General features: G+C 62.8%; 10 protein-coding genes. 2 read left to right on the top strand and 8 right to left on the bottom strand.

The window, feature by feature from the left end; genetic code table 11:
- Window positions 1-123: 123 nt before the first annotated feature.
- Both WDC82_RS14460 and WDC82_RS14455 read left to right on the top strand, forming a co-directional pair.
- A complete protein-coding gene (locus WDC82_RS14460) occupies window positions 124-855 on the top strand; it encodes an arginyltransferase (protein WP_340118042.1) in 732 nt (243 codons plus the stop codon).
- A 293-nt stretch (window positions 856-1148) separates the two neighbouring features.
- Entirely contained in the window at window positions 1149-2141 is a 993-nt protein-coding gene (locus WDC82_RS14455; RefSeq protein WP_340118041.1) for a TRAP transporter substrate-binding protein, read from the top strand.
- 124 nt (window positions 2142-2265) lie between these two features.
- Here the strand turns inward: WDC82_RS14455 and WDC82_RS14450 are convergent, their stop codons facing one another.
- From WDC82_RS14450 to lepB, 8 genes are all read right to left on the bottom strand, one after another.
- A complete protein-coding gene (locus WDC82_RS14450; RefSeq protein WP_340118040.1) occupies window positions 2266-3810 on the bottom strand; it encodes a TRAP transporter large permease subunit in 1545 nt (514 codons plus the stop codon).
- 42 nt (window positions 3811-3852) lie between these two features.
- Window positions 3853-4398, bottom strand: a complete 546-nt coding sequence (locus tag WDC82_RS14445; RefSeq protein WP_340118039.1) for a TRAP transporter small permease subunit — start codon at window positions 4396-4398, stop codon at window positions 3853-3855.
- 254 nt (window positions 4399-4652) lie between these two features.
- Complete coding sequence (gene parC, locus WDC82_RS14440) at window positions 4653-6875, bottom strand: DNA topoisomerase IV subunit A (protein ID WP_340118038.1); 2223 nt, start codon at window positions 6873-6875, stop codon at window positions 4653-4655.
- A gap of 90 nt (window positions 6876-6965) precedes the next feature.
- On the bottom strand, window positions 6966-8216 hold the full coding sequence (locus WDC82_RS14435; protein WP_340118037.1) for an FAD-dependent oxidoreductase: 1251 nt from the start codon (window positions 8214-8216) through the stop codon (window positions 6966-6968).
- Window positions 8217-8248: 32 nt separating this feature from the next.
- Complete coding sequence (recO, locus tag WDC82_RS14430) at window positions 8249-8995, bottom strand: DNA repair protein RecO (RefSeq protein ID WP_340118036.1); 747 nt, start codon at window positions 8993-8995, stop codon at window positions 8249-8251.
- Between the two features lie 27 nt (window positions 8996-9022).
- On the bottom strand, window positions 9023-9934 hold the full coding sequence (gene era / locus WDC82_RS14425; RefSeq protein WP_340118035.1) for a GTPase Era: 912 nt from the start codon (window positions 9932-9934) through the stop codon (window positions 9023-9025).
- Entirely contained in the window at window positions 9931-10671 is a 741-nt protein-coding gene (rnc, locus tag WDC82_RS14420; protein WP_340118034.1) for a ribonuclease III, read from the bottom strand. Before rnc ends, era begins: the two co-directional genes overlap by 4 nt.
- Window positions 10658-11464, bottom strand: coding sequence for a signal peptidase I (lepB, locus tag WDC82_RS14415; protein ID WP_340118033.1), 807 nt, complete (start codon window positions 11462-11464; stop codon window positions 10658-10660). Before lepB ends, rnc begins: the two co-directional genes overlap by 14 nt.
- Window positions 11465-11472 lie beyond the last annotated feature (8 nt).

Here is an 11472-nt window from a genome sequence, read left to right as displayed (position 1 = left end):
TCTCCTTCCGCCCTTGCCGGCCCCTCGCGGCAGCCGGCCAAGGCGTCAACCTAAGGACTGGACGCCGACGGCCGGGCCGCGCAGATTATTGGCATGAGGGCAGAGCGACCCACCGACCGGATTTTGGCCACGGAGGCCCAGGCAATTGGGCCACTGCAGAACTACTATGTCCTGGAGCCCAACCTCTGCCCCTATCTGCCGGGAAGGACGGAGCGCAAGCTGCTGACCGAGATCGGCGGCGCCGACGCGCAGGAGCGATACGACCTCCTCACCCTGGCAGGCTTTCGCCGCAGCCATCGTTTTGCCTACCGCCCGGCCTGCGCCAATTGCAGCGCCTGCATTCCCGTGCGTGTCGTCGTCGGCCGCTTCGCGCCGGGCCGGTCGCTGCGCCGCATCCAACGCGTCAATGCCGACCTCTCAGTGCGGATGATGCCGGCCCGCGCAACGGCCGAACAGTTCTCCCTCTTCCGCCGCTACATCGGATCCCGCCACGGCGACGGCGAAATGGCGGGGATGGCCGAGCCGGAATATCGCGGCATGGTAGAGGCCAGCGACATCGACACCCGCCTCGCCGAGTTCCGCGATCCCGGCGGAAAACTGCTGGCTGTCTGCCTGCTAGACTGGCTGGCGGACGGGCCCTCCGCCGTTTACAGCTTCTTCGACCCGCAAGAACCCCGCAGATCGCTCGGAACCTACGTGGTGCTGTGGCTCATCGAGGCGGCCCAGCAAGCCGCCGCCAGCCATGTCTATCTCGGATATTGGATCGCCGGCAGCCGGAAGATGGCCTACAAGACCCGTTTTCAACCGCTCGAAGCGCTGGGAGAAGGTGGATGGTTCGATCTGCAGAACTTGTAGCCGCCATCCTTTTCACCGCTGGAAAGGAGCAGCCCGATTGATCGCCTCAGTTGCACGGCCGGCCAGTGGCGCCTATTCTCGCTTCACATCTTTTGGGTTGCTGAAATAGATCTCGAGTCGGGCCGCCAGTCAGGCACCCGAAATAAATAATCGTTGTCTCGTTCACTTCGGGGAGGAATGGAATGAAACGTCGTCAATTTATGAAGCGGGCAGCAACTGCCGCAGCGGCCACCACCGTTGCCGCCTCAAGCTTTCCGGCTCCCGCCATTTCGCAGGGGTTGATGAAATGGCGGATGCAAACGACTTGGCCCAAGAACTTTCCCGGTCTCGGAACCGGGGCCAACAAACTGGCCGAATACATCGGGGCGGCATCCGGCGGCAAACTGACCGTCGAGGTCTACGGCGGCGGTGAGATCGTTCCACCCTTCGAAACCATGGACGCCGTCGCCAGCGGCACCATCGAAATGGGCCACGGCGCGCCCTACTACTGGAAGGGCAAGCTTGCCGCCACCCAGTACATCGCCGCTATGCCCTTCGGCCTTAACGCCCAGGAGCAGAACGCTTGGCTGCAGTTCGGCGGCGGCCAAGAGATCTCGGACAAAGTCTACAAGGAGCTCGGCTGCAAATTCTTCGCGTCCGGCAACACCGGCGTACAGGCCGGCGGCTGGTTCAACAAGGAGATCAACTCCCTGGAGGACTACAAGGGCCTGAAGATGCGCATTCCCGGCCTGGGCGGCGAGGTGGTCAAGGCCGCCGGCGGCAATGTCGTGAACCTGCCGGGCGGCGAAATTCCGCCGGCGCTGCAGTCCGGGGCCATTGACGCCACGGAATGGGTCGGTCCCTACAACGACCTCGCCTTCGGCCTCTACAAGAGCGCAAAGTTCTACTACTACCCAGGCTGGCATGAACCGGCGACCCTGCTCGACAACTTCATCAACCTCAATGCCTGGGAAAAACTGAGCGACGATCTGAAAGCTGTCGTTGCCGCGGCCAACGGCTACACGAACGGCTACGTCCTCAATGAGTTCGTGGCCAAGAATAACGGTGCTCTGAACACCCTGGTCAGTGAGCATGGCGTTATCTTGAAGAAGTTCCCCGACGAGGTGCTGAATGCCCTCGGGACACTCTCGGGAACGGTCATGGGTGACCTCGCCGCGGCAGATTCGCTCAGCCGCGAAGTCATGGATTCCATCGTCGCCTTCCGCAAACAGGCGATCGCCTATGCCAAGGTCTCCGAGCAAGCGTTCTACAATGCCCGCGGCCTGCCCTTCAAATGGGTTGAGTAGACTCAACCGGACAATATGCCGGCCCGAGCTGCAGGCACAAAAAAAAGAGGCCGGCGGGGATAACCCCGCCGGCCTTTTTCATTGTCACTAATGGAATGCCTCGCCGATTGGGACAGCAGGGCAGCTATCTGAAAAGCACTTCCGGCAGATAGGTCGCCAGACCGGGGAACGCCGCGATCAGAATCAGGCCGACAACCTGAATGATCACGAAGGGGATGATGCCCCGGTAAATATCCATCGTCGTCACCGAGGGTGGCGCGACACCGCGGAGATAAAACAGCGCGAAGCCGAAGGGCGGCGTCAGAAATGACGTCTGCAGATTGACGGCGATCATCACGCCGAGCCAGATGGGATCCAGCCCCATGGCCAGCAGCACCGGCCCGACGATTGGCACCACAACGAAGACGATCTCGATGAAGTCGAGGAAGAACCCCATGACGAACATCAGGGCCATCACCACCAGCATGGCGCCGAAGGCACCGCCCGGCATCGACTTCAGGACGTCCTCGACGATCTCATCGCCACCGAGGCCGCGGAACACGAGGGAGAAGACCGAGGCGCCGAGCAGGATGACGAAGACCATCGCCGAGATCTTCACCGTCGCCTGCATGACCTCCGTCAGGATACCACTGCGGTAGACGCGTCCGATGGAAACGGCAACGCCAAAGAGCATCGCCAGGATGCAGAGTCCCGCTACCACGGCGGCCACCATGTCTTGTAACGGCACCTGGTCGCGTTGCATGCGCAGGTCGAAGGTGGTGACCAGAGGAACCAGCGCGACCATACAGCCTGCCGCGACATAAACCGGCCAAGCCTGCCGCTCGTCGTTGACGACGGCCCGGCCCGCCAGCAGGAGCGCGCCGATGCAACCGATCGCCGCCGCCTCGGTCGGGGTCGCAACACCGAAGAGAATCGATCCCAAAACAAGAATGATGAGGGTCGCCGGCGGCACCAGGACCCGCAGCGCGCGCAGGCCAAGGGCCTCCGTGTCCCCGGCGGCCCGCTCGACGGGAGGACAGCTCTTGGGGCTTAGCCAGCCGGTGAGGAGGATCCACAACATGTAAAGGCCAACCAGCATCATTCCCGGCAGAAAGGCGCCGGCGAAGAGATCGATGACCGAGACCGGATCCGGGGCGAAGTTCCCCAATGCCAGCTGTGCTTCAGTATTCGCGCCCTGCAGGATGTCGCCCAACAGAACCAACACGATCGAAGGCGGTATTATTTGCCCCAGCGTGCCTGCGGCGCAGATCGTCCCGCAGGCGATCTTCGGGTCGTAGCCGGCTTTGAGCATCGACGGGAGCGACAGCAGACCCATGGTCACCACCGTGGCACCGACGATTCCCGTCGATGCCGCCAGCAGCATGCCGACAAAGATCACGGAGAGACCAAGGCCGCCGCGCAGCCTGCCGAACATGAAACCCATGGTGTCGAGCAGTGCCTCGGCGATCTTCGATCGCTCCAGCATGACCCCCATGAAAACGAACAAGGGAACGGCGACCAGCAGCTCATTGACCATGACGCCGAAATAGCGGGACGCCAAACCACCCAGGAGCCTCATATCGAAGATGCCCAGGCCCAGCCCGAGGAAGGCGAAGGCCAGGGCAACGCCGCCAAGCGTAAAAGCCACCGGAAATCCCAGCAGCAGGACCGCGCAGGCGGTCGCGAACATGACGAGGGAGAGAACCTCCCCGAGCAGAGCCGGATCCATCGCCTAAATCGGTCCCGTTTCTTCTTCTTCCGGCTGAAACTCCGGGTGACCCGTCAGGACCAGAACGCTCCGCGCGGCCAGCGAGAGCCCCTGAAGGCCAATCAGCAAACAGAACAGCAGGATGATGCTTTTCAGCAGGAACAGCGCAGGAAGGCCGCCGGCTTCTCGCGACTCCTCGAGCCTGAGCCAGGAATCCAGGACATAGTCATAGCTGACGAAGATGACGACACCGACGATGGGCAGCAACAGCAGCAGGGAGCCCAGCAGATCGATGATCGCCTTATAGCGGGCCGTGTTGGGCCGGTAGAAGATGTCCACCCTGACATGCGCGTTGTGCAGCAGAGTGTATCCGGCGCCGACCATGAAGACGATGCCGTGAAGCCAGACGTAGGATTCCTGCAGCCAGACCCAGCCGATGGCATAAACGTATCGCAGGATGACCACCGCGAAGGTGATCAGCACCATCAGCAGCGTCAGCCAGGCGACCCCGCGTCCGATCCGCTCATTCATGCGGTCGACCAAGTTTACGAAGGCGACGAGCCCGTTCACGTCGAAGTCAAATCCCCAATGCAGAGATCCATCACGTCAGCAGCCGCTCCCGCGGTCACGCGCCGATCGAAAGCCGGAAACTTCTAACGTTCCCTCAGAAGTAGTGGTCTTACCGACCCCCACCTGTCCTCTTGCCTGGATACGCCGGCTGTCGGCCGGCCTCCGGCGGTTCCTGTTCAAAGCTTATTGGTTCTCGTTGTTGTCGGGGCTTATAGGCTGCGGCGAGACAGACGACAATGCAGAAATCCCCCAAATCAACCGAATTTGTTGGACCGCGGGAAACCATTCGGGGGCAAACGGCCTGCCTGCGCCCGCTTGCCGAGCCAGTCCCTGAGTTCGGTTTCGATCCGCGTCCGACCGGCGCCAGCAGCCCAGCTCAATCCTTCCTTCCGGTTGAAAGTCTTGGCATCCGACAAACCGCCATCCTTGTACTTCTGCAGAATGACCCCCCTACCACGGGTCATTTCCGGCATCTCATCGATCGAGAAAAGCAACAGCTTCCGGTTGTCGCCGATGACCGCCACATGGTCGCCCTCGACCGGGCGGCAAACGGCCGCTTCGACGCCTTCACCCGGATTCAGCACCTGCTTGCCGTTCTTTGTCTGGGCGATGACTTCGTCCTCCGGCACCACGAAGCCACGGCCCTCCGATGACGCCACCAGCAGTTTCCGGCCAGGCTCGTGCACGAAGACCGATACGATATCCTGGTCATTCGGCAGCCCCATCATGAGCCGCAGCGGCTCGCCGAAGCCGCGCCCCCCCGGCAGCTTGTCCACCCCAAGGGTGTAGAAGCGCCCATTGGTGGCGAAGACTAGAAGTTTGTCGGTGGTCTGAGCGTGAACAACGAAACGCTCCCGATCACCCTCCTTGTACTTGGCGTCGGAAACGTCTTCCTGGTGCCCCTTCAGCGTCCGCACCCATCCCTTTGCGGAGCAGAGCACCGTCACCGGCTCCCGCTCGACGACGGCCTCCAGCGGAATGACCACTTCGGAAGGCGGCGCGCCGACCTCGGTCCGCCGTTTGCCGAGGGGCGTCTTCGCCCCGAAGCGGGCCTTGATATCCTTCACTTGGTCGCCGATCGCGGCCCAGCGCTTGTCCTCGCTCTTCATGAGGCCCTTGAGCTCCTTCTGCTCCTTTGACAAGGCAGAGTGCTCTTCCCGGATGGTGATCTCCTCCAAGCGGCGCAGGGCGCGCAGGCGCATGTTGAGGATCGCCTCGGCCTGGACGTCGCTCAGCTTCCAGCGCTTCATCATCGTTGCCTTGGGATCATCCTCTTCGCGGATGATCCGAATGACCTCGTCGATGTTGAGGTAGGCGATCAGGTAGCCGTCCAGTACCTCCAGACGATGCGCGATCTTGTCCAGCCGGTGCTGCGTCTGCCGCTTCAGGACCTCGTGACGGTGGTCCAGAAAAGCCCGCAGCACTTCGCGCAGGTTCATCACCCGCGGCGTGTTGTCGGCGGCAAGCACGTTCATGTTGAGGCCGAAGCGCGTCTCCAGGTCGGTCTGCCGGAACAGTGATTCCATCAGGACTTCGGGATCGACATTGCGGCTTTTCGGCTCCAGGACCAATCGCACCTCATCGGTCGACTCGTCCCGAACATCACCCAGCATCGCCAGCTTCTTTGCCAGCAGCAGTTCGGCGATCTTCTCGATCAGGCGTGACTTCTGGACCTGGAAGGGGATTTCGGTGACGACGATCTGGAAGCCACCGCCTTTGACCTTCTCCACTTCCCAGCGCGCCCGCAGACGGAAGGATCCCTTGCCCGCCCTGTAGGCTTCGACAATGTTCTCCCGTGATTCCACCAGCACGCCGCCGGTCGGAAAGTCGGGGCCAGGCATCAGGTCGACAAGCTTGTCGACCGTCGCGTTGGGCGCTTTGATGACATGCAGCAGTGCGTCGCAGATTTCACTCACGTTGTGCGGCGGAATCGAAGTCGCCATGCCGACCGCGATGCCCTGCGAGCCATTCGCCAGCAGGTTGGGGAAACCACCCGGTAGCACAACGGGTTCCTCCGCCTCGCCGTCGTAGGTCGGGCGGAAGTCTACGGTATCTTCGTCGATGCCATCCAACAGCGCAGCCGCAACCTCCGTAAGGCGCGCTTCGGTGTAACGCATCGCCGCCGCGTTATCGCCGTCGATGTTGCCAAAGTTGCCTTGACCGTCGATCAGCGGGAAGCGCAGCGAAAAGTCCTGGGCAAGCCGGACGAGGGCGTCGTAAATGGACTGGTCGCCATGCGGGTGGAACTTACCAATGACGTCACCGACGACGCGGGCGGATTTCTTGAAGCCTGTGTTGGGATCGAGCCGGAGCTGGCGCATGGCAAAGAGCAGCCGCCGATGCACCGGCTTCAGGCCATCGCGCACATCCGGCAGGGAGCGCGCCATGATGGTCGACAGCGCATAGGAAAGGTAGCGCTCCGATAGGGCATCGGAGAGCTTTACGTCACGGATTTCACCGGCTGGCAATGCGGCCATGGAAACGATCACGACTCCAGAAAAGACTACCAGATATAGTAGTCATCATCCCCGGATTGGCAACAGATCGCCAAGGAAATCCGCCGTTTTTCAGAAGCGGTCGACCCGGTAGGGGGTCATGTCGATGCCCGGATCCCGTCCGGCGAAGAGATCGTTTACCAGGGCGCCGGTCCGCGCGCCCAGGCTGAGCCCGATATGACCATGGCCGAAAGCGAAAATTGCGTTGCGGTGGTGCGGTGCGCGGCTGATGACCGGAACAGAGTCCGGCATGGACGGGCGATAGCCCATCCAGCGGCTCTCGTCGCGCCGGTCCAGGCCTGGGAACCACCGGCTGGCGTTGCGGTAGAGCACCTCGGCGCGCTGCCAGTTCGGCGCTGCCTCCAGGCCGCCCAGTTCGACCGTGCCGGCAAGCCGCAAGCCCGTCTCGAGCGGCGTACACACGAAGCCGCGCTCGGTCGAGTAGACGGGCAGCCGCAGCTCGACGCCCGGGCTCGGCAGCGTCAGGTGATATCCACGCTCGGTATCCAGCGGCGGCTTGCTTCCCAGCATGGCCGTCAGGGCCTTGGACCATGCACCGGCCGCGATCACAACGCCGCTGCAGGCAATGACGCCTGCGTCTGTCACCACCGCGGTCACCCGCCCCTCGGCCTGCTCGAAGCCAATGACGGCCTGCCGGCCGATCTCGCCGCCGAGGCGGACGAAGGTGGCCGCAAGCTCCTGGACGAAGCGGAAGTTGTTCACCGTCTGCGCGACGTCCGGGTAGAACACACCACGGCGGAAGATCGGTGCCAGGCTCGGCTCCAGCTGGCGGAGTTCCTCTGCCTCCAGCACCTCCAGTTTCACCCCCCGCCGCCGCTGCAATTCCAGCTTCGGCTGATAGCTCTGAAAGCCGGCTTCCGTCTCGTAGACCGAGACCCAGCCGCTGCGCCGGATCATGTCCCGGATCCCTGCTGCCTCGAGAAGGGGATCGTAGGCGGCCATGGCCCCGCGCAGAAGCTGCCGTAGAGCGATGGAGATCTCCTCCACCCGCTCCGGCGAACTGGCCCGCACGAAGTGCAGCAGCCAGGGCGCGATCCTTGGCAGGTAAGACCAGCGGATCGCCAGCGGGCTCAAGGGATCGGCCAGCATGCCCGGCACTTTGCGCGCGATCCCCGGTGTCTGCACCGGCACCACCGCCTCTTCGGTGACGATCGAGCCATTGCCGAAAGACGTCCCCTCCCCCGGCCCGCCCTTGTCGACCAGAAGAACGCGGTGCCCCTCACGCAGCAGGTAGAGGGCGCAGCAAACACCAACTATGCCTGCCCCGATCACGACAACAGGATTCTTCTCGTTCGTCGACATCTCTGGAATCTGGGAATAAGGGTGACGGAATCTTAAGTGATCGAGGTGGTCTCTGGCGCCCCCCCGGACCGGTCAAAGCGCTGCGCCAAGCGCTGCCTTGCGGACGGCAGCGGCTTATCATGAGGATGGAAGAGATGGCGCTCAAGGAAAAAGCCGGTTAGCTCCAGCCCCTCGCCGACGGCGGAGCGGCCGCCTTCTCCCCGTCCAACCAGAAAGCCCGGCAAGGGGAGCAGCTTCTCCTTGTAGGGTATGCCGGCCGAAAGAGAAACAGCCCGTCCGGACCGCGGGCTGACGTAGGCGAGCTGATCGTTGTCGCCGCCAGCCGCGCAAGCGGTGAGGTCCAGGCCGAAGCCTAGCTCCGCCAGGAAAGCGAGCTCCCACCGCACATAGACCTCTGCCCAATGCTCTCCTTCCAGCGCCTCCAACAGCACCAGCAGGCCCTCGAAGCAGGCGGGATGCGGCTCACGCTCCGGCATAGCCCCTTCGCACACGGCAGCCGCCGCGCTCAACGCCGCGAGGCGGTCTGAGTCATCCAGTACGCGGGCGGCATAGGAGCACTCCAGTTCGCATTCCAGCGTGCCGAGGTGCTCGGGCAGCCGTCCGCTCCAGGACGCGACCACCCGATTGCCGGCTTGGTAGACGCCACGCTGGCGGGCACCCTGTCCCCCGCGAACCAGCCCCGCATGGCGGCCGTGCTGGCGGGTCAAAAGCTGGACGATGGTCGCCGCCTCTCCGTGCGGGCGGACTGAGAGGACGACCGCTTCGTCATCCCACTTCATCGCAGGAACGGACTTGCGGCGAAATATCTAGGCATCGAACTCCAGGCCCAGATTGCGGTAGCGCTCGGGATCGTCGATCCAATTCTCCCGCACCTTCACAAAAAGAAACAGGTGCACCGGCTGGCCGAATGCCTCTTCCATCTCCTTCTGCGCCGCTTGCCGCACGAGCCGGATGGTTCTGCCCCCCTTGCCCAGGCACATCGCCTTGTGCTGCTCACGCCCTACGTAAACGGTCTGTTCGATCCGCACCGATCCGTCCTTGAAGTCTTCCCAGCTTTCCGTCTCGACCGTCAGCGCGTAGGGAAGTTCCTGGTGCAGGTTGAGAAACAGCTTCTCGCGGGTAATCTCGGCGGCAAGCATGCGGAGGGAACTGTCCGAGAGCTGATCCTCGGGGAACATCCAAGGTCCCTTCGGCATGCGCGATGCCAGGTACCCGATGAGGTCCTCGACGCCATCGCCGCTCAAGGCGGAGATCATGAACACCTTGGAGAACGTGCCCATGGCGGAAAGCTCCGCCGCCAACTCCAGCAGGCGTTCGCGCTTGACCAAGTCGACCTTATTGAGAACCAGCACCACTTCGCATCGCGCCCTTGCCAGTCCCTCGATTACCTGGCGGCTATCGTCCGAGAGTCGCCTGCGGCTCGCATCGTGGATCATCAGGGTCACGTCGGCGTCCTCGACCCCCGCCCAGGCGGCCTGGACCATGGCCCGCTCGAGACGGCGTTTCGCCGTAAAGATCCCAGGTGTATCGATGAAAACGATTTGGCTGTCACCGCGAACGGTGATCCCCCGTATCCGGGTGCGCGTCGTTTGCACCTTATGGGTGACGATAGAAACTTTGGCCCCGACCAGTTGGTTGACCAAGGTGGATTTGCCGGCGTTGGGGGCGCCGACGACGGCGACGAAGCCGCAGGTCTGGTCGGTCGCGGGCTCTGTCACCGCTTCTGTTCCTTCGCCAGCGCCAGCAGCTGTCCTGCGGCATCCTGCTCCGCCGTGCGTTTCGAGCGTCCTTGACCGGACCGCGGCGGCAGCCCCTCCACCTCGACCCTGATCGTGAAGACCGGGTCATGGGGGGGACCTCGGCGATCGATCTCGCTGTAACGCGGCAATGGCAGGCTCCGCGCCTGCGCCCACTCTTGAAGCTCGGTCTTGGGATCGGATGGCGGCTCACGGTCCTCCTCGATCCTCGCTGTCCAGGCTGCGTCGATAAACTGCTTGGCAGCGGGCAAGCCGCCATCCAGATAGAGCGCAGCGATGACGGCTTCGCAGACGTCCGACAGCAGACCCGGGTTCGTGCGTCCCTGCTGCTCGTCATCGCCCATGGCAAGGCGCATGAAGCTGCCTAGGTCGAGTTCTTCAGCCACCGACGCGAGGCTTTCCTTGGCAACAAGCTTGGCCAAGCGGCGCGCGAGGAGCCCTTCGGCCTCTTGCGGGAAACGCACGAAGAGCATTTCTGCAACGACCAGGCCGAGCACTCGGTCGCCGAGAAACTCCAGGCGCTCGTAGTCACCGCCCCGATAATCACGGTCCGCCGAAACGGAAGGGTGCGTTAGAGCGCGCTCGAGCAATGCCGATTTGGCGAAGCAATGACCCAGACGCTCTTGGAGCTGCAGCAGCGCCCTGTTCCAACCACCCGGATCGGCCCCGGCAGCGGCGCGTGGCTTATTCGATGGCATCGCCAATCCGCCCAAAGCGGATCGCACTCGGCCAGGTCCAGAACTTCCACCACGGGCTGGAGCCGTCGTGCGAGAAGAACAGGATGTCGGCACGGCCGACGAGGTTCTCGAAGGGCACGTAGCCGACGTCGGCGCGACTATCGAGGCTGTTATCCCGGTTATCGCCCATGGCAAAGAAATGGCCTGCCGGCACCAGCTCGGGGCCCCAGTTGTCGAGCGGCTTGCTGTCGTTGACCTCGCGGATCAAATGCCGCCGACCGTTGGGGAGCGTTTCATAATACAACAACCCGCCGGGCGTGTCGTAGCCAAGTGCGGCAACCTCCGAAGCCGAAAGCAGTTCGCGCTTCGCCGCGACATCGTTGATGTAGAGAATGCCGTCACGGACCTCGATCTTGTCTCCAGGCAAACCGACGATCCGTTTGATGTAGTCGGTCTTGTTGTCGCGCGGATAGGCGAATACGGCCACATCGCCTGCCTCAGGTTCGCTAAACAGGATCCGGCCGGAGAACAACGGCAGCCCGAAAGGCAGCGAGTGACGGCTGTAACCGTAAGAAAGCTTGGAAACGAACAGGTAGTCACCGACCAACAGCGTGGGTTCCATGGAACTCGACGGAATGTTGAAGGGCTCGTAGGCGAAGGTCCGTACACCGACCGCGATCAGAACGGCGATGACGATGGTCCGCAGGGTCTCCAGCCAGGCGCTGCCGCCCTGCTCGCTTTCCTTCACAGCACTCTCCTGCGCCTTGTCTTCCGGCTCGACATCCGGCCTGTTTTCAAACATCAGCTTGTCCATTGTTCGAT

It is taken from the genome of Pelagibius sp. 7325, assembly GCF_037652055.1.
GTDB lineage: Bacteria > Pseudomonadota > Alphaproteobacteria > Kiloniellales > Kiloniellaceae > Pelagibius.
This window is presented reverse-complemented; position numbering and strand designations above follow the sequence as displayed.